Source organism: Candidatus Delongbacteria bacterium, assembly GCA_041675285.1.
Lineage (GTDB): Bacteria > CAIWAD01 > CAIWAD01 > CAIWAD01 > CAIWAD01 > CAIWAD01.
Genome location: JBAYTZ010000020.1, coordinates 1 through 23,990, shown reverse-complemented (window position 1 = coordinate 23,990; position 23,990 = coordinate 1). Strand labels below are relative to the sequence as shown.

22 protein-coding genes, 2 tRNA genes and 1 pseudogene are annotated in these 23,990 nt (G+C 65.8%); 22 read left to right on the top strand and 3 right to left on the bottom strand.

From position 1 onward, the window contains the following. Window positions 1–65: 65 nt before the first annotated feature. The 20 genes from ftsZ to WC326_14760 all read left to right on the top strand — a co-directional run bounded on the left by ftsZ (window position 66) and on the right by WC326_14760 (window position 19,482). Window positions 66–1,466, top strand: a complete 1,401-nt coding sequence (ftsZ, locus tag WC326_14855; protein ID MFA7332345.1) for a cell division protein FtsZ — start codon at window positions 66–68, stop codon at window positions 1,464–1,466. Window positions 1,467–1,767: 301 nt separating this feature from the next. Next, entirely contained in the window at window positions 1,768–2,622 is an 855-nt protein-coding gene (locus tag WC326_14850; GenBank protein ID MFA7332344.1) for a DUF3078 domain-containing protein, read from the top strand. Window positions 2,623–3,861: 1,239 nt separating this feature from the next. Continuing rightward, window positions 3,862–4,140, top strand: a complete 279-nt coding sequence (locus WC326_14845; GenBank protein ID MFA7332343.1) for a type II toxin-antitoxin system Phd/YefM family antitoxin — start codon at window positions 3,862–3,864, stop codon at window positions 4,138–4,140. Next, window positions 4,137–4,424: a type II toxin-antitoxin system RelE/ParE family toxin gene (locus tag WC326_14840; GenBank protein ID MFA7332342.1), complete on the top strand. Its 288-nt coding sequence runs from the start codon at window positions 4,137–4,139 to the stop codon at window positions 4,422–4,424. The genes WC326_14845 and WC326_14840 overlap by 4 nt, the downstream gene beginning before the upstream one ends. Window positions 4,425–4,837: 413 nt before the next feature. Further along, window positions 4,838–4,911, top strand: a tRNA-Arg gene (locus tag WC326_14835). Window positions 4,912–4,962: 51 nt separating this feature from the next. After that, on the top strand, window positions 4,963–5,643 hold the full coding sequence (locus WC326_14830) for a tetratricopeptide repeat protein (protein ID MFA7332341.1): 681 nt from the start codon (window positions 4,963–4,965) through the stop codon (window positions 5,641–5,643). 235 nt (window positions 5,644–5,878) lie between these two features. Next, on the top strand, window positions 5,879–6,328 hold the full coding sequence (locus WC326_14825; protein MFA7332340.1) for a ribosome maturation factor RimP: 450 nt from the start codon (window positions 5,879–5,881) through the stop codon (window positions 6,326–6,328). A gap of 17 nt (window positions 6,329–6,345) precedes the next feature. Beyond that, complete coding sequence (gene nusA, locus WC326_14820) at window positions 6,346–7,872, top strand: transcription termination factor NusA (GenBank protein MFA7332339.1); 1,527 nt, start codon at window positions 6,346–6,348, stop codon at window positions 7,870–7,872. 4 nt (window positions 7,873–7,876) lie between these two features. Next, window positions 7,877–8,233, top strand: coding sequence for a hypothetical protein (locus WC326_14815; GenBank protein MFA7332338.1), 357 nt, complete (start codon window positions 7,877–7,879; stop codon window positions 8,231–8,233). Further along, complete coding sequence (gene infB / locus WC326_14810) at window positions 8,214–11,264, top strand: translation initiation factor IF-2 (protein MFA7332337.1); 3,051 nt, start codon at window positions 8,214–8,216, stop codon at window positions 11,262–11,264. Before WC326_14815 ends, infB begins: the two co-directional genes overlap by 20 nt. A gap of 3 nt (window positions 11,265–11,267) precedes the next feature. Continuing rightward, window positions 11,268–11,699 carry a 30S ribosome-binding factor RbfA gene (gene rbfA / locus WC326_14805; protein MFA7332336.1) on the top strand — a complete coding sequence of 144 codons (432 nt, stop codon included), beginning with the start codon at window positions 11,268–11,270 and terminating at the stop codon, window positions 11,697–11,699. Next, entirely contained in the window at window positions 11,699–12,457 is a 759-nt protein-coding gene (gene truB / locus WC326_14800; protein MFA7332335.1) for a tRNA pseudouridine(55) synthase TruB, read from the top strand. The genes rbfA and truB overlap by 1 nt, the downstream gene beginning before the upstream one ends. Continuing rightward, the gene (gene ribF / locus WC326_14795; protein MFA7332334.1) at window positions 12,447–13,394 is read left to right on the top strand and encodes a riboflavin biosynthesis protein RibF; all 948 of its coding nucleotides are present in this window, start codon (window positions 12,447–12,449) and stop codon (window positions 13,392–13,394) included. The genes truB and ribF overlap by 11 nt, the downstream gene beginning before the upstream one ends. A gap of 19 nt (window positions 13,395–13,413) precedes the next feature. Continuing rightward, entirely contained in the window at window positions 13,414–13,680 is a 267-nt protein-coding gene (gene rpsO, locus WC326_14790; protein MFA7332333.1) for a 30S ribosomal protein S15, read from the top strand. Between the two features lie 228 nt (window positions 13,681–13,908). Beyond that, a complete protein-coding gene (locus WC326_14785; GenBank protein ID MFA7332332.1) occupies window positions 13,909–16,164 on the top strand; it encodes a polyribonucleotide nucleotidyltransferase in 2,256 nt (751 codons plus the stop codon). Window positions 16,165–16,245: 81 nt separating this feature from the next. Continuing rightward, a complete protein-coding gene (locus tag WC326_14780; protein MFA7332331.1) occupies window positions 16,246–17,493 on the top strand; it encodes a pitrilysin family protein in 1,248 nt (415 codons plus the stop codon). Continuing rightward, a complete protein-coding gene (dut, locus tag WC326_14775; protein MFA7332330.1) occupies window positions 17,490–17,933 on the top strand; it encodes a dUTP diphosphatase in 444 nt (147 codons plus the stop codon). The genes WC326_14780 and dut overlap by 4 nt, the downstream gene beginning before the upstream one ends. 293 nt (window positions 17,934–18,226) lie before the next feature. Then, window positions 18,227–19,003 carry a polysaccharide deacetylase family protein gene (locus WC326_14770; GenBank protein ID MFA7332329.1) on the top strand — a complete coding sequence of 259 codons (777 nt, stop codon included), beginning with the start codon at window positions 18,227–18,229 and terminating at the stop codon, window positions 19,001–19,003. 94 nt (window positions 19,004–19,097) lie between these two features. Next, complete coding sequence (locus WC326_14765; GenBank protein ID MFA7332328.1) at window positions 19,098–19,418, top strand: MerR family transcriptional regulator; 321 nt, start codon at window positions 19,098–19,100, stop codon at window positions 19,416–19,418. Beyond that, window positions 19,409–19,482 (top strand) — tRNA-Pro (locus tag WC326_14760). The genes WC326_14765 and WC326_14760 overlap by 10 nt, the downstream gene beginning before the upstream one ends. A 589-nt stretch (window positions 19,483–20,071) precedes the next feature. Here the strand turns inward: WC326_14760 and WC326_14755 are convergent. Further along, window positions 20,072–20,173, bottom strand: a pseudogene (locus WC326_14755) (helix-turn-helix domain-containing protein). A gap of 874 nt (window positions 20,174–21,047) precedes the next feature. Here WC326_14755 and WC326_14750 point away from each other — a divergent pair. Next, window positions 21,048–22,319: a T9SS type A sorting domain-containing protein gene (locus WC326_14750; protein MFA7332327.1), complete on the top strand. Its 1,272-nt coding sequence runs from the start codon at window positions 21,048–21,050 to the stop codon at window positions 22,317–22,319. A gap of 318 nt (window positions 22,320–22,637) precedes the next feature. On the opposite strand, the gene WC326_14745 is transcribed toward WC326_14750, so the two are convergent. Continuing rightward, on the bottom strand, window positions 22,638–22,928 hold the full coding sequence (locus WC326_14745) for a type II toxin-antitoxin system RelE/ParE family toxin (GenBank protein ID MFA7332326.1): 291 nt from the start codon (window positions 22,926–22,928) through the stop codon (window positions 22,638–22,640). After that, window positions 22,925–23,155, bottom strand: coding sequence for an addiction module protein (locus WC326_14740; protein ID MFA7332325.1), 231 nt, complete (start codon window positions 23,153–23,155; stop codon window positions 22,925–22,927). The genes WC326_14745 and WC326_14740 overlap by 4 nt, the downstream gene beginning before the upstream one ends. A gap of 382 nt (window positions 23,156–23,537) precedes the next feature. Here WC326_14740 and WC326_14735 point away from each other — a divergent pair. Continuing rightward, the coding region (locus tag WC326_14735; GenBank protein ID MFA7332324.1) for a hypothetical protein at window positions 23,538–23,990 on the top strand (453 nt) is incomplete at its 3' end.

Below are 23,990 nucleotides of genomic sequence, written 5' to 3'. Positions count from 1 at the left end.
GGACCATGAACCCGCCGCGCGTCCGTCAAACACTGGGGACAGGACTTTTTGGGGAGAAAAAGGCCATGTCAGGATTGCTGTTCGAACTGGATGAGCCGAGCACCCAACCGCGGGTGCGCATCGTGGTGGCGGGAGTGGGCGGAGCCGGCGGCAACGCCGTGGACCGCATGATTCGCGCCGGGGTGACGGGTGTGGAGTTCGCGGTGGTCAACACCGACGCCCAGGCCCTGGGGCAAAACGTGGCGGCCGCGCGCGTGCAGATCGGCAAGACGCTGACCCGGGGACTGGGCACGGGGGCCCGGCCGGAGCTGGGACGCGCCGCCGTGGCGGAGGACGCCGACGAGCTGCGGAGCCTCTTCGAGGGCGCGCACCTGGTCTTCGTCACCGCCGGGATGGGTGGCGGCACGGGCACGGGCGCGGCGCCCGAGGTGGCGCGGCTGGCCCGGGAGGCCGGCGCGCTGACGGTGGGCGTGGTCACGCGACCCTTCCACTTCGAGATGCGGCCGCGCATGCGCCGCGCCGAGGAGGGGCTGGAGCTCATGCGCCAGATGGTGGACACGCTGATCGTGGTCTCCAACCAGCGCCTGATGAGTTTCGTGGACCAGCATCTGAGCCTGAAGGACGCCTTCGGCGTGGCCGACGAGGTGCTGGTGAGCGCCGTGCGCGGGATCAGCGACCTGATCACCATACCCGGCCTGATGAACCTGGACTTCGCCGACGTGCGCGAGGTGATGAACGAGCCGGGCGAGGCCCTGATGGGCGTGGGCGTGGCCGAACTGGGCGAGGGCAGCTACGGCGCCCACCAGGCCGCCGAGCAGGCGATCAGCAGCCCGCTGCTGGACGAGTACTCGGTCAAGGGCGCCCGACGCCTCCTGGTGAACATCACGGGCGGCGAGAGCATGTCGCTGATGGACGTCAACGACGCCATGCAGACCATTTCCGAGGCGGTGGGCGAGGACGCGGAGATCTTCCTGGGCGCGGTCACCGATCCCAGTCTGGTGGACCGGATCTGTGTCACGGTGATCGCCACGGGCATCGAGTCCCAGGTCGCGCGGCGGGTGGAGGAGCCCCTGCAGCTGGCTCCGCGCGCCCTGCCCGGCGCCTACAACCCGCTGGATGCGCGGCCGGAGACACGCCCCGCGGTTCGGCCCGAGCCCCTGCGACTGGACGTGCGGCCGGAGCCCACGCGCCCCGAGCCGGCGCGTCCGGAACCGCTGCGGGCGGAGTCCTCGCGCAGCGAGCCCATGGGCCGGAATGGCGGCCCGCTGCTGATCAACTGGGAGCCGGAGCCCGAGCGCGAGCGCGCCGCCGAGCGGCTGCCCGTGCAGGCGCGGCCCGCGGCCTCCTTCCTGGCGGACGACGAGCCGCTGGGCGGCGCGCGCCAGGTCTCGTTCCGTCCCGCGGCCAAGGAGCCCACGGGCGAGAACCTGGAGCTGCCCACCTTCCTGCGCCGCTCCATGGACTAGAATTCCCCAAAGAGTCGAGGCGAAGTGTTCATGGCTTCGTCTCACACGGGAACCGGTCGGCCGCAAGGTCGGCCGGTTCCTCTCTCGCTCGGGCGACCGGGGAAATCTCACCACAGAGACACAGAGACACAGAGAAGAGGTAGAGATGAGGTGGATCGAGATCGGGTTTTTCTCTTTTCCAACCGTGTCTCTGTGCCTCTGTGTCTCTGTGGTGAATGTCCGGTGAGTGTCCATTGAGAGTCTTGCGGATGCCCGCGCGGCTGCCCATGTTGGGTGTCCCACACACAAGTCGGAGACCACGATGAAGCACATCCTGACCTGCACGCTGCTGAGCGCCGCCCTGGCGGCGCCGCTGTTCGCCGCCGAAGAGGCCGCCCCCCTCAAGACCTGGGAGCGCGGCGCCAGCGCGGGCCTGAACCTCACCCAGGCCAGTTTCGACAATTGGGCCCAGGGCGGCGAGGACGCCATGGCCTGGCAGGCCGACCTGGGCGGCACGGCCACGCGCCACCTGAGCACGGCCGACTGGGAGTTCAAGGGCAAGATCAGCTACGGCGAGACCAAACTGGGCGACACGGATTTCCGCAAGAGCACGGACGAGTTCAGCCTGGGCACCACCTACACGTTCAACCGCGAACTCTACGTGCGGCCCTACCTGGGCGCCAACTTCCGCTCCCAGTTGGCGGCGGGCTATGTCTACGACGACGCGGCGGGAACCAAGGCCCAGAACTCGGCGGCCTTTGATCCGGCCTACCTGAGCGAGGCGGCGGGCGTGGGGATCGAACCGCTCAAGGACCTGAAGCTCAAGCTGGGCGCCGCGGCCAAGCAGACGATTTCCAGCGAGGACTATCTGTGGGCGGATGATCCGGAGACGGCCACGGAGGTGGAGACGCTGCGCAGCGAGTTCGGCGCCGAGGCCAAGGCCGACTACGTCCACGCCTTCAACGACAACGTCTCGCTGAAGAGCAGCTTGGTGCTGTTCTCCAACCTGCAGGCCTTCGACGAGATCGACAGCGACTGGGACACCAGCCTGATCTCCAAGCTGACGGGCAACATCCAGATGAGCCTGAACGTGCGCATCCTGCGGGATGCGGATATCAGCCGGGTACGGCAGTGGAAGCAAAATCTGGCGATCGGCTTCGTCTACACACTGTTGTAGACGACACGTCAAGTAGCCTTAGACAAAAGATCAGGTGTACCTTCCCCCTGCAAGGGGGAAGGTTAGGATGGGGGTTCAACGCCCGTCATCCCCCGGCTTGACCGGGGGATCCCATCAAAGGGTGCTGACGTGCCATGTTTTCCACCTTTCTGCTTGCGCCAGAAAGGTGGAGCCAAAGAGGCGCTTTTTCTCAGCGGCCAGAGTCAGGCCACCTCGCGGTGGCCTTCCGCTGGCCGGCGTTTGGACTTCCTGCAATCGTGTAGTTGGTTCCGCTTGAAAGCGTCACCACCTGGTTCTGGTTCAGCCCTGGCGGGCTTCACCTCACTTGCTCCAAGGGTTATTGCTTTTGGGGGGGTGCGAGAGCTATGCGTGCGACAGGCAAGTATAACCCAGTAAATATTGAGTCGATGAAATGATTGATAATATTATCATCGAGAACGCGTTGTTGTTTTCTGTGTGTCAATTGCTCTATTTTATAGGAAAACTCGCTAAGAAAGTTGCAATTAAATTGAATGGAGACTGGACGGAACCAGTAATATGGCTCATAATTAGTGTGTGCAATTTTGCTTTCATGATTTACTATCTACACAATATCTATTCTGATTCTGTAATACTGTTTTACTTATCAATATATAGTTGTGTTGCAATTGTTATATATATTCTGTTCAACGCGAGACGTAAAAGTTGTGTAAAAAACGTGATTGGAGATGCTGTATTGATAGCCATATTATGGCTAGATGTTTTTGTATTAGGATATTTGGCGGCAGGTGTAGATTTGCTGAAATGAGGAATAAATAATATGTATTCTGACAAGCTATTATATATTGCTATATGTTCATTTTTGGTTTCGATGAAATTATTAATAGATGTAATCAGAAACAAAAAAGGTGCAGAAGCTTGGCAGCCTATTGCAATTTTTACGATGGGAATTTTTGCACTACTTATATGGAAGATTATTAAATAGCCAATTGTTAAGTAGGTACGATAACTGGTCGCCTATTTAAGCAATAATTCGTAGTGTAGCACGAAGTTAGTGAGGCAAAGAGAATTCTACTTTGCGGGAGCTCTTCTGGCGCAGCCGTCCCACCTCCAATTCCCCTCTGTGCCTCTGCGTCTCTGTGGTAAGATCCCCCGCCCCCGAGCGAACCGGCCGGGAACAGGCCCGAGAATCAGGGTGAAAAGACTAGGAAGAATCATGGCAAAAATACTATTATAATCGCTGTCATTCAGGAGCGAGCCATGGAAACCCCGGCCATTTACCCCATCACCGACTTGCGCCAGGACGCCACCAATCTGATCGGGCGCGTCTGCGAAACCGGGCAGCCGGTGTACATCACCCAGCGGGGGCGCGCCTCCGCCGTGCTGCTCAGCATGGAGGCCTGGGAGCAGACCCAGCGCGAACTGGAGCTGCTGCGGCTGCTCTCGCGCGGGGAGCAGGAGAGTGCCGCGGGAGTGGGCGCGACCTTGGCGGACGTGCTGGCGGATGGGGACGCGCTGCTGACCGGCAAGGGCTTGTGAGCGTCCGCTTCACGCCTGCGGCCCAGCGGCAGCTGCTGGAGGCGCTGGAGTTCCTGGCCGCCCGGCGGCCTTCGGCGGCACGCGCATTCCTGCAGCGGGTTCGCGCCCGGCTTGAGGTGCTGGAGGACTATTCCCAAGCCGGCCGCCGCGTGCCGGAGTTTCCCGAACTGCCCGTGCGGGAAGTCCTGGTGCCGCCCTACCGCCTGTTCTACCGGGTTCGGGAAAGCGGAGTCTGGCTGGTGGGCGTCTGGCACGACGCCCGCCTGCCCCGCGAACCGGAATGAGGGCCTTGACGGCGTCTCCATGCTCTAAGAACTCTGCGGGATTGCAACAAATGTTCAATGCAGTGCATGATTGCGCAGATGCATCAGCCTTGTTCATGCAATTGCTTTCGGCTCACGCCCCCATCCCGGCCTGACCGGCCGTGCCTTCCCCCGCCCTGCGGGGGAAGGTGTCGGACGCAAGCCGTCCCCTCTCGCCGTGCTGCAGATAGAATCGGACAGGCAAAGCTCCTTCCCCCGCCAAGGCGGGGGAAGGCCGGGATGGGGGCGTGCCCCAGTCAGGAATTCCAATCCAGCAGACGTCAACTGTGCCTCTGTGTCCCTGTGGTGAGTCCCAAGTGGTCTCCAAGACACAGCGATGCAAGGCGAAAAGCTTGTTTCGCCATATCTCGAACCCTACCTTGTGCGGCTTCTGCGCCTCCGTAGCTCAGGTGGATAGAGCGGCGGTTTCCTAAACCGTAGGTCAGAGGTTCGAGTCCTCTCGGGGGCATATTGGAATGCCCCACAAGGGGATCGTTGGGTCGAAGTGCAAGAGGATGCCATGAATCTGGAACCCCGCGACAGCCAAGAGGACATGGAGCACGATGCCTTTCTGACCGGGATCGTGCGCGGTTGGGACTATCTGACGCGCAAGCGCTGGGTGGTGCTGGGTGGCGCGCTGGGCATCCTGGTGGTGGCGGGCGGCATCTTCTTCGTGCTGCGCACTTCGCGGCTCAAGGAGGAGCGCGCCGACGTGCTGCTCAACCGGGCCACGGCCCTGTTGGAGACGCCGCAGCCCGAGGCCGCCCGGCCCCTGCTGGAGAAGGTGCGCGACGAATTCGCCGGCACGCGCGCGGCGGAGGACGCCCACTTTTTCCTGGGCATGAGCGCCGTGGCCGCCGACCAGGTGGCCGAGGCCCGGACGGAACTGACCGCGTTCCTTGACGGTCACGGCCAGGAGGACTTCATGCGCGCGGCGGCCCAGGGCGGCTTGGCCGTCTGCCTGGAGCGCGAGAAGAAGTGGGACGAGGCCGCCAAGGCCTGGACCCAGGCGGCGCTGGTGGACGAGGCGGGCAACTTCAACGCGCCCACCTACCTGCTGAACGCGGCCCTGTGCTGGGAGCAGGCGGGCAAGGTGGACGAGGCCCTGCCCCTGCTGGAGCGCATTCTGGAAAAGTACCCCAAGACCTCGCTCAAGACGAAGGTCGAGGGTCTGCAGGCCCGGCTGAAGCCCGGCGCCTGAGTTTTGCCGCCTAGCGGCCCGACTGCTGCGGGGCCGTTTGTCGGAAGTCTCCCCTGGACCCGGCCGGGACCGCGCCTGCGGTTCGGGCCACTGGGGAGGCGGCGGTCCCGAAGCGACCGCTCTTTCGCCCGCTCGTGCCGGCGAAACCCCCGGGCCTGCTGCGTGTGAGGCTGGTCCGGGATTCCGTCCAAAAGATGGAAGTGGGCCCACGCCCACTTTTTGTTTGGAGGCCGTCATGCTGGCGCAGGATCTGCAAAGCCTGATCGAAAGTCTGGTGCTGGAGCCGGTTTTTCTCGTGGACGTGGAGCTCTCCGGCGACGGCAAGGGCAAGATTCTGCGCGTGGTGGTGGACACCGACGCGGGCGTGACGGTGGACCAGCTCTCCAAGGTCAACCGGGAACTGGGCCGCCGGCTGGACGAGGGCGAACTGATCGCCGGCCGCTACCGGCTGGAAGTCTGCTCCCCTGGGCTGGACCGGGCATTGCGCCATCCGCGGGTGCTGGCAAAGGCCCTGGGCCGCAAGGTCCTGGTGCGCCTGGCCGACGCGGCGCCGGGGGAGACAGCGGAATACACGGGCGTGCTCCGGGCCGCCCATGAGACGGGAATCGAGGTCGAGGTGGAAGGTGCAACCCGCGTTCTGGACTGGAAGCGGGTGCAGGCCGTCCATCATGTGCTTGAGTGGTAAGCAAGGAGTGCTTTCCGATGATGAAGGAAGCGCGGAAGAACGACGCCGGCAGCATCGTGGACGCGGTGATTCAGCTCCTCGAGAGCAAGAACATCGACCGCCAGGACTTTCAGGAGGTCATCCAGGAGGCCTTCATTTCGGTGCTGAAAAAGCGCTTCGACTCGGAGGAGAATTTCTCCGTCACCTTCAACATGGACAAGGGTGACATCGAAATCTACCGCGAGTGGCAGGTGGTGGAGGACGGTGGCGTGGAGAACGAGCACCTGCAGATGGAGCTCACCCAGGCCCTGACCCACGACCCCGAGATCGAGCCGGGCGATGACTTCGTCGAGATCATCGACTACCGCAAGTTCGGCCGCCGGGCGATCCTGAACCTCAAGCAGGCGCTGATGCACAAGATCCGCGAAATCGAGAAGAACGCGGTCTACGAGGAATACAAGGATCGCGTGGGCGAGATCATCCACGCCGACGTCCACCAGGTGGACCGCAACCGCGGCGTGATTCTCAACATCGACCGGGTGGAATTCCGCATGCCCTCCTCGGAGCAGGTCAAGTCCGAGAAGTACCACCGCGGCCTGCCTCTGCGCGTGCTGATCAAGGACGTGCGCCGGGAGAACAACCGCGACCCGGAGATCATCGTCAGCCGCAGCGACCCCAATTTCGTGCGCCGCCTCTTCGAGGTGGAAGTGCCCGAGATCGCCGACGGCATCATCCACATCCGCAAGATCGCCCGCGTCCCCGGCCGCCGCACCAAGATCGCCGTGGAATCCACCGACAGCCGCATCGATCCGGTGGGCTCCTGTGTGGGCATGAAGGGCGTGCGCATCCAGGCCATCGTCAAGGAGCTGATCAACGAGAAGATCGACATCATCGACTTCGCCAGTGATCCCGCCACCTTCATCAAGAAGGCCATGAGCCCCAACAAGCCCTTGCAGGTGCGCCTGCTGGGCGCTGGCCGGGCCCTGGTGGTGCTCAGCGACGAGGAATACGAGAAGATGGTCGAGCGCCAGATGAAGCGCCTGGATGGTCAGCCCAGCCATGACTTCAAGTTCAATCCGATGGACGACATGGTCTTCCGCCTGGCCTGCGAGATCTCGGGCTACGAGCTGGAGCTGATCAACGAGACCCAGCACTTGGCCATGCAGCTGCACGAGCAGGAGATCGAGGAAGACCTGAAGATCAACGAGGTGGTGGGCATCGCCGACGAGGTGGCCGGCAAGATGATCGACGCCGGCATCTACCTGGCGGAGCGCCTGCTGGACGAGCCGCTGGCCTCGCTGATCGAGCGCACGGGCCTCTCCGAGGAGGTGGTGCGCCAGGCGCGCCGCAGCGTCTCCACCTACTTCCAGGACTTCAAAATCATGGACGTGGTGGATCTGCCCAAGGCCTACAAGGACGTGCTGGTCCGCGCAGGCTACAGCTTCGTCGAGGATTTCCTCACCGACTCCTCCGCCCAGGCCATGGAGCGCACGGGCCTGGAGCGCGAGGACCTCGAGGCGATCATGCACGTGCTGGGCGACTTCGACAACCAGGGCCTGGACTAGGCCCGTGGAACCGTGCCGGCTGGAGCCGTCCGGGCAGGGTCTGCTCGGACTGGCGCGCCGGGCGGGCGCGCTGATCCTGGGAATGGATCAGATGCGCGAGAAGGTGCGGCGGGGGACCCCGCTGCTGATCCTGGCGGATCCGACGCTGTCGGCGCGGACCCTGCGGGAACTGGAAGACTGGCAGGAGGCGGACGGCCGCACGCGGGTCGTCGCCCTGGCGGAAATGGCGGCTCTGAACGAGCTGCTGGGTACGAGAGGAGTGCGGGCTGTGGCGCTGGCCGACGGTGGATTCCGCCGCGGGCTGGAAGAACGCTTGAGCCCACTCAATACGGGAGAACAGGGTGGCTGCCAAGAAGCATAAGCTGATTCACCTGGCGAAAGAGCTGCAATTGACGGTGTCGCACGTGAGCGACTACCTCGTCAAGGAGGGCTTTGAGGCGCCGGCCAGCCCCAATGCCATTCTCAGCGAGGAGATGTTCACCTCTCTCCTGTCGAAGTACGCGCCGCAGCGCTACAAGGAATACCTGGCCGAGCAGGCTCCGCGCAAGCCCGAGCCGGGCGGCGACCGGGCGGAGTTCCGCCGGGAGGCGATGGAGGACCTGATGCGGGCCTCCGAGCCGGAGGCCGTGGAGTCCGGCGAATCGGACAAGGTGCGCTCCGACACCGTGGAGCGGCTGCGCTCGCTGAAGGTGATCGAGCCCGCGCCCAGCGCGCCGGAAGAGGCCCCCGCGCCCGTCGCGGCGCCCGTGGAGGTTCCGGAGGCGCCGGCCGCGCCGACTCCCGCGGCGATCGAGCCCGCGCCCGCGCCGGCTCCGGCTCCGCCGGAAGAGCCCGCCCCGGCGCCCACCCCCACGCCCGAACCCGTGGCCTCCAACGAGCCCGCGGCGGCTGCGCCCGCGCCCGCGGTCGCGCCGGAGGAAGCGCTGATTCCCGAGACGGCGGCTCCCGAGCCGCTCGTCGCTGCGCCCGCCGAGCCCGCCGCCGGCGAGGCCGTGCCGGCCCCGGCCGCCGAGGCGGCCCCGCTGGAGGGTGCCGAGCTGCCCGCCGACGCCGCGCTGGCTGAACGACTGACCACCACCGGCGCGGGCCGCCGCATCGTGGAGCACGAGGATTCCGGGGGCGAGAAGATCGGCCTGCCCGTCTTCCGGCCCGGCCGCGTGCTGGGCATGCACGTGGACAACGAGCCGGCGCGCAAGCGCACGGCCAAGCCCACCAAGACCGAGACCGCGGCCGCGGCCCGTCCCGCCGCCGGCGCCGGCGCCGGTCCCGCTGCCGGATCCGCGCCGGGTGCGCCCCGCGCGGCCGGCGAGGCCCAGCCGGGCTTCCGCGAGCGCGATCCCTCCAAGGCCGCCGCGGCCACGCCGGGCGCGGACGCGCGCAAACGCAGCGGCAAGAAGACCAAGACCGAAGAGCTGCGGCTGCAGAAGCTGGAGAAGGCCAAGAACGAGCCCACGGATCTGGCCGGCGGTCGCAAGCGCAAGAAGAGCAAGAAGGTCAAGATCAGCGAAGACGAGATTCGCGCCGCGGTGAAGGAAACCACCAAGGCCATGGAGGGCGGCAAGAAGCGCCGCAAGCATCGCAAGGTGCGCGGGGTGGGCGAGCTCAACGAGGAGACCAACGTCCTGCGCGTGACGGAGTTCATCACCACCAACGAGCTCTCCGAGCTGCTCGAGGTGCCGGTGAGCGACCTGATCAAGAAGGCCTTCATGATGGGGACCATGGTCACCATCAACCAGCGGCTGGAGCGCGCGCTGATCGAGATCCTCTGCGGTGACTACGACTTCGACGTGGAGTTCCTCTCCGAATTCGAGGAGGAGGAGGAGGACGCCATCGAGGAAGAGGACGAGGGCGTGCCGATTCCCCGCCATCCGGTGGTGACCGTGATGGGCCACGTGGACCACGGCAAGACCTCGGTGCTGGACTACATCCGCAAGGCCAACGTGGTGGCCGGCGAGGCGGGCGGCATCACCCAGCACATCGGCGCCTACGAGGTGAACTGGAAGGGCCAGCTCATCACCTTCCTGGACACGCCGGGCCATCATTCCTTCACGGCCATGCGCGCCCGCGGCGCCCAGGTGACGGACATCGTGGTGCTGGTGGTGGCGGCGGACGACCGCGTGCAGGAGCAGACCCGGGAAGCCATCGACCACGCTCTGGCGGCCAAGGTGCCGATCATCGTGGCCGTCAACAAGATCGACAAGCCCAACGCCGACGTGCAGAAGATCCGCAAGGAATTGGCGCTCTACAACATCCTGGTGGAGGATTGGGGCGGCCAGTACCAGTGCGTGGACATCAGCGCCAAGCAGGGCACGGGCATGGACCGCCTGCTGGACGAGATCCTGACCCGCGCCGAGGTGCTGGAGCTGGTGGCCGTGGCGGAAGGTCCGGCCAAGGCCGTGGTGATCGACTCCAAGCTCGACAAGGGCCGGGGCGCCATCGCCACCGTGCTGGTGGAGCGCGGCACCCTGAACAAGGGCGACATCGTGGTGGCGGGCACGGCCTCGGGCCGCGTGCGCCTGATGCTGGACGAGCGCGGCAACGCGCGCGACACGGCCCCGCCGGCGTCGCCCGTGCAGATCCTGGGCCTGGACAGCGTGCCCCAGGCCGGCGACAGCCTGCTGGTCTATAGTTCGGAGCGCGACGCCCGCGCTGTGGCGCTGAAGCGGCAGCAGATCCAGCGCGAGCAGAGCCAGCAGCGCATCAGCTCGTTCACGCTCTCCAGCCTCTCCCAGCAGATCGCGCGCGGCGAGGTGCGGGACCTGCCCGTCATCATCAAGGGCGACGTGGACGGCTCCATCGGGGCCATCGCCGACGAATTGATGAAGATGCAGAACCAGGAAGTCCGCGTGAACGTGATCAGCCGCAGCGTGGGCAACATCACCGAGAGCGACGTGCTGCTGGCCAAGGCCTCCGGCGCGATCATCATCGGCTTCCACGTCTCGCCCACGCCCAACGCGCGGGAACTGGCCCAGCGCGAGCGCGTGGACGTGCGGCTCTACAAGGTCATCTACGAGGTGGTGGAGGAGATCCACGCCGCGCTGGAGGGCATGCTGGCCCCCGACGTGGAGGAGGAGATCCTGGGCACGGCCGAGGTGCGGCAGGTCTTCCGCATCGTCAAGAAGGCCATCGCCGGTTGCATGGTGGTTTCGGGCAAGATCGAGCGCGGGGCCAAGGCCCGGCTGGTGCGCGACAACACCGTGGTCCACGAGGGCGACATGTCCAGCCTCAAGCGCTTCAAGGACGACGTCCGCGAAGTGGCCACGGGCTTCGAGTGCGGCATCCAGCTGGCCGGGTTCAACGACCTGCGCGAGGGCGACCTGATCCAGGTCTTCTCACTGCGCGAGGTGGTGCGGCGCCTGGACATGGCGGAAGAAACGCCCAAGGGACGCTGATCCATGGCCAGTGAGAAGCGCCAACAGCGGGTGGCCGAGCAGATCCGCAAGGAGCTGGGGACCATCCTGCAACGCGAGCACAGCGAACTGGCCAGCCAGGTCACCGTGGGCGAGGTGCGCCTCTCGCCGGATCTCTCCCACGCCAACGTCTTCGTCAGCCTGATGGGCGACGAGGCGCGGCGCGAGGTCCTGCTCAAGGAGCTGATGCACCGCAACAAGGAGATCCGCCGCTCGCTGGCCGGCCGCATGCGCCTGCGGGCCGTGCCGCTGGTGCGCTTCCTGCTGGATCTCTCGCTGGACCGCGCCGAGCGGCTGGAGTCGCTGCTGGAGCAGATCCAGGCCGAGCGCGCTCCCGATCCGGCCGCGGACGACGCGGCTCCGGACGGCACGGCGAGCGCGGCCCTGCCGGCGGCGGAGGCTCCGCCGGGTACGTGATGGACTCCGGGCAGAACAGCGGTCCGGCGCTGCTGGACCGCCAGGCGACACCCACGCCGGGGATCCTGGCCGCCGGCTGCATTCTTCTGCTGGACAAACCGGTGGGCCCCACTTCCTTCGCCATGGTCGCCATGCTGCGCCGCCTGAGCGGCATCCGCCGCATCGGCCACGCCGGCACCCTGGATCCCTTCGCCAGCGGCCTGCTGATCCTGCTCACCGCCGCGGCCACGCGCTGGCAGGACACGGTGATGGGCGCCGACAAGCGCTACTGGATGCGCCTGCGGCTGGGGGCCGAGAGCGACAGCCACGACCGGACGGGCAAACTGCACGACGGTCCCGGCGGCCCGCTGCCGAGCCTGGCGGAGATCGAGGCCGCGCTGCCGGAGTTCCGCGGCGAACTGGAGCAGATTCCCCCCATGCACTCGGCCGTCTCCATCGACGGTAAGCGGCTCTACCGGCTGGCCCACAAGGGCCTGGTGGTGGAGCGTCCCCCGCGCCACGTGGTGGCCCACGAGCTGACCCTGCTGGGCTGGGATCCACCGTTCCTGGAACTGGACCTGCACTGCGGCAAGGGCTTCTACGTGCGCAGCCTGGCCCGCGACCTGGGCCGGCGGCTGGGCTGCGGCGCCCTGGTGGAGGAGCTGCGGCGCACGCGCATCGGCGGCTACGAAGTCGCCCGCGCCTGGAGCGTGGAGGAGCTGGAGGAGCGGCTGAAGCACTTCCGCAAGCGGCCCGGGGAGGACCTCCATGCGGGTTGAGCGCGGTCTGCTGCACGAGCTGCACGCCGAGCCGGAGAGCGTGCTCACGCTGGGCTCCTTCGACGGCCTGCACCTGGCGCACCAGGCGCTGATCCGCCGGGTGGTGGAGCGCGCCGCGGCGGAAGGCCTGCAAGCCAGCCTGCTGACCTTCGAGCCGCATCCGCGCGAAGTCCTGACCCACGGCCGACTGCCCGTGGCCCGGCTGCTGAACCCGGCGCACAAGCTCGAACTGCTGGAGCAATTGGGTCTGGAGCGCGTGATCCTGCTGCGCTTCACGTCGGAGCTGGCCGGCTGGGACGCCGGGCGCTTTTTGCGCGAAGGCCTGCTGGAGCGGGTGGGCATGCGCGCCTTGGTGGTGGGGCACAACCACGCCTTCGGCCACGACCGGGGCGGCAATCGCCTGACCCTGGGCCTTGCGGCGCGCGAGTTGGGCTTCGGCCTGGAAGTGGTGGAGCCCGTCTTGGTGGACGACGAGCCCGTCAGTTCCACCCGGGTGCGGCGGGCGCTGCTGGAGGGCCAGCCCGAACTGGCCGCGCGCCTGCTGGGGCGCCCCTTCCGGATCTGCGGGCGGGTGGTGGGCGGCGAGGGCCGCGGCCGGTTGCTGGGGATCCCCACGGCCAACCTGGAGCCGGAGGAGGGCATGCTGCAGCCGGCGGAGGGCGTGTACGCGGTGCGCGTGGAGCTGGCGGACGGCCGCGTCCGGGGCGGCATGATGAACTTGGGAGCGCGTCCCACCTTCGACGAGAGCGGGCGGCGGCCCGAAATCCATCTGTTTGACCTGGCGGAAAGCCTCTATGGTCAGGCCCTTAGGGTTGATCTGCTGACCTTTGTTCGCGATACTATGCGGTTCAATTCCGGGGAGCAGCTGGCGACGCAGCTGCAGGAAGACCGCACACGCATTCAGGAATGGCTGGTGGCCCGCGGGCTCGCCGGCTGACCTGGACGACAAGGAGACGATGATGGAAAAGAACCGCGTCAAGGAACTGGCCGCCAAGTTCGGCAAGAACGAGCAGGACACGGGCGCCGCGGGCGTGCAGGTGGCCCTGCTCACCGAGCGGATCAAGGAACTGACCGAGCACGTCAAGGCCCACCCCAAGGATCACCACACCCGTCGCGGTCTGCTGATGCTGGTGGGCAAGCGTCGCCGCCTCCAGCTCTATCTGGAGCGCGTGGACCTGGCCGGCTACCGCAGCCTGATCCAGGAACTCGGACTGCGCCGCTAGTTGGCGCAGGCATTGGAATCGACGAGCGACGGCCGCTCCCCGGAGGGGGCGGCCGTGTTTATGAGGCACGAAAGGTCCGCCTAAGGTGGCGGACCGGAACCGGACGGCCGTGCGTCCAGGATCAGGCACAGCGGAGGGCAGGTCGGTGCGGGCCTTTCCTCCGGTGTGCCTCCTTCCGGATCGCGACCGTTCGAATCGGGGCGACGCCCCGAAACCAAGGAGAGACCCATGATGATCGAACGGTCCCTGGACCTGGATGGACGGACCCTGACGCTGCAAATGGGCAAGGTGGCCCGGCAGGCGCAGGGCTCGGTGTGGATCCGCTGGGAGGACACGGTGGTGCTGGCCGCCACCTGCGCCGAGACCAAGCCGCGCCTGGGGCAGGACTTCTTCCCCCTGCAAGTGGAATACCGCGAGAAGCTCTACGCGGCCGGCCGCTTTCCCGGCGGCTTCTTCAAGCGCGAGGCGCGACCCGCGGAGAGTGAGATCCTCAACGCCCGGATGATCGACCGCCCCCTGCGGCCCCTCTTCGAAGAAGGCTTCTCGAACGAGACGCAGATCATCTGCAACGTGTTCAGCTACGACCGCAGCTGCGACCCGGGCCCCCTGGCCTGCTGCGCCGCCAGCCTGGCGCTCTGCGCCAGCCCCATCCCGTTCAAGCGCCTGGTGGCTTCGGTGATGGTCGGCCGGGTGAACGGCGAGCCGGTGGTGAACCCCAGCCTCGAGCAGATCGAGCTGAGCGATGTGGTGATGGTGGTGGCCGCCACCAAGGAATCCATCACCATGGTGGAAGGCGAGGCCGGCGAGATCAGCGAGCAGGAGATGCTGGACCTGATCCGCTTCGCCCACGAGCGCATCCTGCGGATCATCGCCCTCCAGCAGGAGATGCTGGACGCCCTGGGCACCGTGGAGAAGTGGGCCGTGAGCGTGCCCGCCGTCAACGAGACCCTGAAGGCCGAGCTGGAGGCCACGTCCCTGGCCGAGATGACGCGCCTCTGCGCCATCGCCGACAAGACCGAACGCAACGCGGCCTACGACGCGCTGAAGGCCGCGCTGCTGGCGCCTTTCCAGCAGGCCGCCGAGGGCGGGGGCGAGGCCGAGAAGGCCGCCCTGGCCGAGGCCACGGGCCTGGTGGGCGGCGTGCTGCACGACCAGATGGGCGTGGTGATGCGCCAGGCGATCGTCGAGCAGGGCCGCCGGCTGGACGGCCGCGGCACCACGGAGATCCGCCCGATCACCTGCGAAGTGGACGTGCTGCCCCGCACGCACGGCAGCGCGCTGTTCACCCGCGGCCAGACCCAGTCCTTGGGCGCCATCACCCTGGGCACGGGCCAGGACGCCCAGCGCATGGACGGCATCTGGGGCGAGAAGAGCCGCAATTTCATGCTGCACTACAATTTCCCGCCCTTTAGCGTGGGCGAGGTGCGCCGCATCGGCTCCACGGGCCGGCGCGAGATCGGCCACGGCAACCTGGCCGAGCGCGCCCTGAAGGGCCAGGTGCTGCGGGAGAACTTCCCCTACACCATCCGCATCGTCAGCGAGATCCTGGAATCCAACGGCTCCAGCTCCATGGCCAGCGTCTGCTCCGGCACCATGGCCATGATGGCCGCCGGCGTGCCCATGAAGAAGCCCGTCGCGGGCATCGCCATGGGCCTGGTGCTGGAGAACGGCAAGGTGGCCGTGCTCTCCGACATCCTGGGCGACGAGGACCACCTGGGCGACATGGACTTCAAGGTCTGCGGCACGCGCGACGGCGTGACGGCATTCCAGATGGACATCAAGATCGACGGGCTCTCCTTCGAGATCATGGAGCGCGCGCTGCTGCAGGCCAAGGAAGGCCGCCTGCACATTCTGGGCAAGATGGCCGAGTGCATCGAGACCAGCCGCGAGGAGCTCTCGCCCTTCGCGCCGCGCCTGGAGGCCGTGATGGTGCCGGTGGACAAAATCGGCATGATCATCGGGCCTGGCGGCAAGATGGTCCGCGAGATCCAGGAGTCCACCAAGACCAAGATCGACATCGCCGACGATGGCACGATCACCATCGCCAGCGAGAATGGCGACAACCTGAAGCGGGCCGTGAACTGGATCCGCGACATGGTGGCCGAGGCCGAGGTGGGCAAGGTTTACAACGGCAAGATCGTCTCCATCGTGGAGTTCGGCGCTTTCGTCGAGATCATGCCCGGCAAGGAAGGCCTGCTGCACATCAGCGAGATCGACTGGGCCCGCACGGAGCGCGTCGAGGACGTGCTGAAGGTGGGCGACAAGATCGACGTGCTGCTGCAGAGCGCCGAGAACAACAAGATGAGCCTGTCGCGCCGGGCCCTGCTGCCCAAGCCCGAAGGCTACGTGGAGCGTCCGCGCGCGCCGCGTCCGGAAGGCGACCGGGGCCGGGGCGGCTTCGGCGGTGGCGACCGGGGCGGCCGGGGCGGCGGCGACCGGGGTGGTCGCGGCGGCAGTGGCGGTGGCGGCGGACGGCGCTTCTAGTTCCACTCAATGATGAGACAAGCTGAATGACAAAGAATCAGCCGGTGTATCACGCCGGCTGATTCCGTTATCCGGGGCAGCATGCAACAACACCTGACGCGCAGCGTCCTCTCCAACGAGCTGGTGGTGCTCAGCGAGCTGATGCCCGCCTCGCCGGCCTGCAGCCTGGGGCTCTGGCTGCGCCGCGGCAGCGCGGGCGAGGCCGGCCTGCCCGGCGGCATCACGCACGTGCTGGAACACATGGTCTTCAAGGGCACGCGCCGGCGCAGCGCGCGGGAGATCAGCATGGCCGTGGAGGGCCGCGGCGGCCAGCTCAACGCCTCCACGGGCCGCAGCAACACGTCCTTCTACTGCGGCGCGCTCAACGAGGACTGGGAGCTCTGCCTGGACCTGCTGGCGGACATGCTGCTGGAGTCGGTCTTCGATCCGCGCGAGTTGGAGAAGGAGCAGGGCGTCATCCTGGACGAGATCCGCCAGGTGGAGGAGAGTCCGGACGAGCTGCTCTACGACCTGGCCTTTCGCGACATGTATCCGGACAGCGCCTGGGGCCTGCCCGTGCAGGGCACGGAGGCCGAGGTGCAGTCCGTGGACCGCGCGGCGCTCCAGGCTTTCGCCGACGAGTGCCGGCGGGGCGGCGAACTGGTGCTGGCATTTGCCGGCGACCTGGACCACGACGTGCTCCACACGCGCTGCGAGCGGCTGTTCGGCGGCCTGCCCCCCGGCCGCCTGCTGGTGCCCGAGGCGCCGCTGGTCCCGCCCGGGCAGCGCGAGCACCGCTCGGGCTTCGGGCGCCAGGCCCACGTGCAGCTGGGACGGACGGGCCCGGACGCGGGGCATCCGCACACGCCCGCGCTGAGCCTTTTGACGTTGCTGCTGGGGGACGGGATGAGCAGCCGGCTCTTCCAGCGGATGCGCGAGGAGCTGGGTTTGTGTTACACGGTCTACTCCTGGCAGGAGGGCCTGGGCCGCGGCGCGGCCTTCGGGGCCTACTTCGCCTGCGAAGCCGCCCGGGTGGCCGAGGTGCAGTCCGTCTGCCAGGCGGAGATCGGGCGTCTGCGCGCCGAGGGCGTGGACGCCGCGGAGCTGGAGCACGCCCTGCGCCAGATGCGCGGCGGCTGGCTGATCGCCCAGGAACAGAGCATGAACCGGATGGTGCAGCTGGCCAAGGGCGAGTTGCGGCACGGGCGGCTGGTGCCGCTGGACGAGCGGCTGGCGCGCCTGGAAGCCCAGACCGTGGCCAGCCTGGCGGAGGCCGCCCACGAGTGGCTGGATCCGGAGGCCTTCCAGATCAGCCGCCTGCTGCCTGAAGGCGAGGAGGAGGAGGAATGATCCGCGTCCTGGTGGAATGCCTGCCCCACGCCGAGGGCCTGCCCCTGCCGGCCTACCAGACGGCGGGCAGCGCGGCCCTCGACTTGCACGCAGCGCTGGTGGAGGACCTGCTGCTGCCGCCCGGCGCCACGCGCCTGCTGCCCACGGGCCTCAAGGTGGCCGTGCCCGCGGGTTTCGAGCTGCAGATCCGCCCGCGCTCGGGTCTGGCCCTCAAGCACCGGCTGGCCGTGCTCAACAGCCCGGGCACCATCGACAGCGACTACCGCGGCGAGGTGCAGGTGATCCTGAGCAACTTCGGCGCCGAGCCCTTCACCGTCACGCGCGGGATGCGGATCTGCCAGGCCGTGCTGGCCCGCGTGGAGCGCCTGGAGTGGGAGCCCGTCGAGCGCGTGCCCGACACGGAGCGTGGCGCCGGCGGATTCGGGCACACGGGTGTCTGAGAGATGGTCGATCCACAGATTACACAGATTTCACAGATAAGAATGAAGCCAATTGGCTGGCGTAACCTGGAACGTGATTGCGTAGCAGACTAAGCCGCTTCATTGCATAGATTCGCTTGCCCTTGCTCCCGGGGCGCCTGCGGGTGCCGGAGGATCCGCTAAGAGAGTTTGAGCTCTCTTTCAGTCAAATCACATTGGTGTTCAAACACATTCGCGATTGACTTTCCTTCGTCTTCCTGATTTTCGATCTGTGTAAACGGTGTAATCTGTGGATGAGATTGCCCGGAGGCCCGGTGGAAGCTTGGCGGCCCATTCCCGTCCTGACCTGGCACAAGGTGAGTCCCCGCTGGGAGCCGGGCATCACCGTGGTCTCGCCGGCACGCTTTCGCTTGCAGGTGGAAGCGCTGAAGGATGCGGGCGCCCACAGCGTGAGCCTGGCCGAGTACATCCGGCGGGACGGCCTGCAGGAGCCGGGCGAGGGACTCTGCCTGCTCTGCTTCGACGACGCCTACGAGTGCGTGGCGGACGAGGCCTTTCCCGTGCTGCGGCGGGCCGGCCTTACGGCCGCGCTCTTTCCCGTGCTGGGCTACCTGGGGGAGTGGAACCGCTGGGATCGCGGGCTGCTGGGCCGGCGCTTCCGGCATCTGGACGAAGGCGGGATCCGGCGCCTGCTGGAGGCCGGCTGGTCCGTGGGTTTGCACGGTTACAGCCACCGCGCGCTGACCGGCTGTTCGCTGTCGATCCTCGAGCGCGAACTGGTGGACGCCCGCTCGGAGCTGGAACTGACCTTCGGGCAGACCGTGCACGCCATTGCCTGGCCTTTCGGCCGCTGCGACCGGCGGGCCGTGCGCGTGGCCGAAGCCGCGGGCCTGCGGGCGGGCTTCGGCCAGGCGCCTCCCTTTCCCAACCAGGCCTTCCACCGATTGTGCCGGCCCCGGCTGGCCGTCTACCCGCTGCACGGCGCGGCGCAGCTGCGGGCCATGTGGCAGGGCGCGGGTCCGGACGCCCTGCAGCGGCTGGCGGGCTGGGGCGCGCGGCTCTCCGCGCTGATCGGCGGGCGCCTGCCCTGAACCCGGGCCGCCCGGCTTGATTGAACGGCTCGGCTTGGCTACTTTCATGGCCTGCCACAAGGCACAGGCGCCCAGGAACCTGATGGAGGGACCCATGGAAGCCGAGTCGTCCGGAGGCAAGCTCTATTACAGCATTGGCGAGGTCTGCGAACGGACCGGCTTGGAGGCGCACGTGCTGCGCTTCTGGGAATCGGAGTTCCCCGAGTTGGCGCCCAAGAAAAGCGTCGGCGGCACGCGACGGTATCAGGTCCAGGATCTGGAGCTGATCCGGCGCATCCAGCACCTCGTGCACGAAGAGAAGTACACCCTGGAGGGGGCCCGCCGGCAACTGCGGCAGACCGCCGGGCCGCGGGAACGCCTGCGGACGGAACTCCAGGAAGTGCTTCGGCTGTTGACAAGAACCATCGGGGCGTAGCGCAGTCTGGTAGCGTACTTGACTGGGGGTCAAGGGGTCGCTGGTTCAAATCCAGTCGCCCCGATTGGACGGGAAGGCCGGCGCAAGCCGGCCTTTTTCGTTACGCCGAGTCGCATTGCTACCGAGGCGAAGTCACTTCCCTTCCCTCACGCCCCCGGCCCACGCAAGCGTGGGCATGGGGAAGGCGCCGTGCAGCGGCGGAGGATGGGGGCACGCAGAGATCTTCCCACGCCCCCGGCGCCCTGTTTCGTCATCTCCCGGCGTGGCCGGCAGACCCCGACGAACGCGCTGTCATCCCAGCGGAAGCTGGGATCCTGTGGGCTGGCCCCGGTCGGCACATTCGCAACACGGCAGCCGAGAATGGCCCGGCCAGGCGCCGCCAGGCGATGGCTTAACGGTGTCTGGCACCGTGCCTGACACTGCCTGGGCGATTCGTCCAGTACCCTTTGCATCATCCCCGGCACAGCGCGATTCTTCCGCCGCTTGCCGACCCCCGAAACCATCGAGCATCAAAGGGTTTCTCAATCGGTGTCTGGCACCGTGCCTGACACCGCCTATGTCTGCTGAGCGCTGTCATCCCAGCGGAAGCTGGGATCCTGTGGGCTGTCCCCGGCCGGCACCTTCGCGACATGGCAGTCGCGAACGGCCCGGCCAGGCGCCGCCAGGTGCCTGCGCACCGTGTTCACGTAACACCCGACTTCCTCTGCAATGCGCCGGAGACTCCAGCCCTGCTTCCTCAACACCTTGATCTCCATGAATACCTAGTCTGTGATCATCGGGGCTCCTTGAAAGCCCCAAGAGTCTCAATCCGGTGTGTCAGTTTTCAATCGGCAGGGTGTGTCTAGTGGACCGATTCCCGTGATCCGATAGATGCTGTTTGCGCTGGGACATGAGCCGAAGCGGCTTTTCAAAGGAGCGCAAACCCTTCGGGAAGCGTCCCCGTCGCCCATTGCGGCGTTGCATCCCCTTGCCGTAGCCCCACTACGCCTGCGGGTCTGCGCCTTGCACTGGACGACGCGGACGCTTCATCATCCATCATCTCACGAGAATCGGCCCACTAGTTTGGATCAGCAGCGACACGGCGTTGTCCCCCTGCCGGAAGCTGATCACTCTCCGCACTTCTTCCGACAGGAGGATCAACAATAGAGCATCCGAGGAAAAGGAGAAATCTTTGCCTTCCAAGAGGATCATGAGACGTCTGCGTGTCTGACAGGGAAATGGCATACAACTTGCGCGACGCGGGGCATCAAACGGTCGGTCACTCCTTTTCCGAAAAGAAAAGCCAACCGCACGCGAGCAGGGAAACCTGTTCGTGGTGTTCTGTTGCGACATGGCACGCACGTCGTGGGGGAGTGGCCTTGGATGGATGCTTGTTCATGGATGGCTGTCCGCACGAGATCGAACACTTCCCGACGGAATTCGCACAAGCCCGTTGTATATGGTGATGACCGCGAATTCCCGACAGGATCGTCCTCTTGATAGAAAACATGAACGATACATAACTCAAATCCGAATATTTTCTGTTTATGTCGTGGATTTGCCGTTTTCATTGAAGTCAGCTAGAAAAAAGTTTGTGTCGCGTCAACCCAGGCGCAGCCTGGAGCCGCAATAAAAGAGAAGGAGGACACCTTGAACAAGTTTCGTCAATGGGTACTTTGGCTTGCCGTCCTGCTTGCCGTCGGATCGGCGCAGGCAGCTCATGTGCTGTGTGTGAATGTACACGGCTATTATTACGACGGCGATGGTGCCAACCTCAATGCCACCCTCCTCAATGCCGGAGCCACCACCACCTTCGTCGATCTCGACTGGAACGGTGAAGTGGCCGGCGTCCTTGCTCAGGAGAGCTTCGACCAGATTTGGGTTTTCGACCTCTCGTACTTAGGTGACGACTACCCGCTTGACTGGGCCGCCATCGCCGACTGGTACAACAACCGTCCAGACGCCGAAATCATCTGTGACGGACGCATCATATCGTCCTACTGGTACGGACGCTGGACCGGCGAGGGGCAGAACCTGACCGAGAACTACCTCCACAACTTGGAGATTCGTGGCGGTGGTCTGTTGTTGGGCACGGACCATTACGATTATCATTCGGGCATCAACGCGATCAACGCCCAAATCGGGCTCAACCCCTTCTTCGGGGGTTTCAGCTTGTACTCGATTCCCGTCGACACGAACAATCCGCTGATGAATACACCCAACAACCTGGGCACAACCCTCTTCGACGATTCGACCCCGGGTCAAACACCCTACGGGCTGCAGCCAAGTGGCCAAATCCTCTACACGGTGGCGTGGCACTCCGGCAACCCCGATACACCGGGCATCTCGAGCACCATCGAGGGCGGGATCGGCTTCCACACGGAGATCGTTTCGCCCCTGGATGGCGCGGTCTTCCAGCAAGGCGATCTCCTCACTCTCGAGGCTGCGGTCACCGGCGGCAATGCGCCGTACACCTTTGCCTGGTCCTACGGCAACGGCACGCCTCTGGGAACGGGCCAGACGCTGCAGATCGCAGCCAGTGATCTTCCGACCGGTCTGGTGACGATCACCGTTCTGGCAACGGATGATATGGGTCGCGTTGACAACGACTCCGTGACCATCGAGATTGCCAGCACCGTTGGTGCGGAAGATCGTCCCGGTCGTTTCGCGCTGGAGCCGGCCTACCCGAACCCCTTCAACCCCAGCACCACGCTGGCCTACACCCTGTCCGCCACCGGCCCCGCGACCTTACGCGTCTTCGACCTGGCAGGTCAGGAAGTCGCGCAGCTAGTCAGTGGCCTTCAGGAGGCGGGGCGGCACGAAGTGCGCTTCGATGCGGGCGCGCTGCCCAGCGGTGTGTATCTGGCGCGCTTAGTGAGCGAAGAAGGTGTGGCGACGAGCAAGCTCGTGTTGGTCAAGTAAACGCTCGCCAAGAAGCGTTTTATGCAATCATGCAGCCGGTGTCCTTCGGGGCACCGGCTGCTTGCATGATGGATCACCATGAAGACAGCGCGGAGCCCGGCAGTCCGAGCGAGAAAGTGTAACCCAAACCTTGGCTGTTTGTGTTACCGAAACCTTGGCAGGACCAGCCAATTCCCTTCCCTCACGCCCCCGGCCCACGCAAGCGTGGGCATGGGGAAGGCCCGTCTTCGCAACGCGAAGACGGGATGGGATGGGGGCTTTCCACGAGTTTGAAGGTCAGCAGGGGTGGTATGTGGACAGACGCGGGGTGAGGCGGCTTTACCTGCGATCCTGCCAGAAGCGGGGATGACGCCTGTGATGGGCCAGAGCCAGCGCCACGGCCCGTTCCGCCTCCACGTGGAGGATCAGGCTGTAGGGGAAGCGGGTCAGCACCACTTGGCGGCAGTTGGAGGACAGCGAAGGCCAAGCGTGGGGAAAGGCTTGGAAACGCAGGCAGGCGGCCTGGACTTCCGCCAGCAGCGCGAGGCCCAGACCCGGCTGGATGGCCTCATGGTGGGCGATGGCTTCGTCCAAATCTTCTTCCGCAAGGGGATGGAATTCAAAGGTCACGCCCCGTACTTCCGCTGCATCCGCTCGAAGACCACGCCGGCCGGTAGGGTGTGCACTTCGCCGCGGGCCACCTCCCCCAGACGTCGCTCGGCTTCGGCAGTCCACGCAGCGCGGATGTCACCGGCCAAGGGAAGCTGAAGGCTTTCCAGCAGGCTTTCCACCAGCCCCAGCCGATCCTCTTCGTTGAGTAGCAAGGCTTCCTGCAGTAGGGCGGCGGTGCGGTTCATGGCGCGTTCCTTGGCTTGGTCCGGGTGACGGGCGGAAACTTCGCAGTCCGCTCCGGCAATTCAAGCCCTGCGGACGCCGCGCTTCGCCATTCCAGGGATGGTGTCCAAGGGTGATGACCCTGCGAACCTGGCACGGTGTCTGACACCGCCAATGTCTGCAGAGCACTGTCATCCCAGCGGAAGCTGGGATCATGTGGGCAGTCCCCGGTCGGCACATTCGCAACCTGGCAGCCGAGAACTGGCCCGGCCAGGCGCCGCGAGGCGGCTGGAAAGGGCTGAGCCCAGATCCCGACCCCTCAACCTCATCAGAATCCTCTGTACCCGCCGCCCAGCGAATCCCACCTTGGAGCGCAACCCGTCCGCTCCCCCAAGGAGACCTCTCATGCCACGGCGCCTGGGCCTGCTATTCCTGCTGCTGTTCCCGTTCCCTCTGAGGGCCGCCGTCCTGCACGTGCCGGACAGCTACAGCCAGATCCAGGCCGCGCTGGACGCCACCCAGCCCGGCGATACCGTGCTGGTGGCTCCCGGTCACTACCACGAACGACTGGTGTTTCCCAACCGGGACCTGACCCTGGCCTCCCATATCCTCCTATCTGGTGATACGCTACTCATGGACCAGACCATCTTGGATGGCGACAGTCTGGGTACGACAGTGGCCATCCATCCCACGGACCAGCACCGCTACGTGGTGGATGGGTTCACCATTCGAGGTGGAGTGCCGGGGGATAACCCTGAATATGGCGGTGGTATGTACTCCACCGGTCCAGCCATTCTTGTGGTGCGTCACGTTACCTTTGAAGAGAACACCAATATCTACGGTGGGTCGGGCCTTATG

Bases quoted from the DNA above. Each gene is read 5' to 3' on its own strand.
- ftsZ (MFA7332345.1), top strand. From the start codon at position 66: ATGTCAGGATTGCTGTTCGAACTGGATGAGCCGAGCACCCAACCGCGG.
- WC326_14850 (MFA7332344.1), top strand. From the start codon at position 1,768: ATGAAGCACATCCTGACCTGCACGCTGCTGAGCGCCGCCCTGGCGGCG.
- WC326_14845 (MFA7332343.1), top strand. From the start codon at position 3,862: ATGGAAACCCCGGCCATTTACCCCATCACCGACTTGCGCCAGGACGCC.
- WC326_14830 (MFA7332341.1), top strand. From the start codon at position 4,963: ATGAATCTGGAACCCCGCGACAGCCAAGAGGACATGGAGCACGATGCC.
- WC326_14825 (MFA7332340.1), top strand. From the start codon at position 5,879: ATGCTGGCGCAGGATCTGCAAAGCCTGATCGAAAGTCTGGTGCTGGAG.
- nusA (MFA7332339.1), top strand. From the start codon at position 6,346: ATGATGAAGGAAGCGCGGAAGAACGACGCCGGCAGCATCGTGGACGCG.
- rbfA (MFA7332336.1), top strand. From the start codon at position 11,268: ATGGCCAGTGAGAAGCGCCAACAGCGGGTGGCCGAGCAGATCCGCAAG.
- truB (MFA7332335.1), top strand. From the start codon at position 11,699: ATGGACTCCGGGCAGAACAGCGGTCCGGCGCTGCTGGACCGCCAGGCG.
- ribF (MFA7332334.1), top strand. From the start codon at position 12,447: ATGCGGGTTGAGCGCGGTCTGCTGCACGAGCTGCACGCCGAGCCGGAG.
- rpsO (MFA7332333.1), top strand. From the start codon at position 13,414: ATGATGGAAAAGAACCGCGTCAAGGAACTGGCCGCCAAGTTCGGCAAG.
- WC326_14785 (MFA7332332.1), top strand. From the start codon at position 13,909: ATGATGATCGAACGGTCCCTGGACCTGGATGGACGGACCCTGACGCTG.
- WC326_14780 (MFA7332331.1), top strand. From the start codon at position 16,246: ATGCAACAACACCTGACGCGCAGCGTCCTCTCCAACGAGCTGGTGGTG.
- dut (MFA7332330.1), top strand. From the start codon at position 17,490: ATGATCCGCGTCCTGGTGGAATGCCTGCCCCACGCCGAGGGCCTGCCC.
- WC326_14765 (MFA7332328.1), top strand. From the start codon at position 19,098: ATGGAAGCCGAGTCGTCCGGAGGCAAGCTCTATTACAGCATTGGCGAG.
- WC326_14740 (MFA7332325.1), bottom strand. From the start codon at position 23,155: ATGAACCGCACCGCCGCCCTACTGCAGGAAGCCTTGCTACTCAACGAA.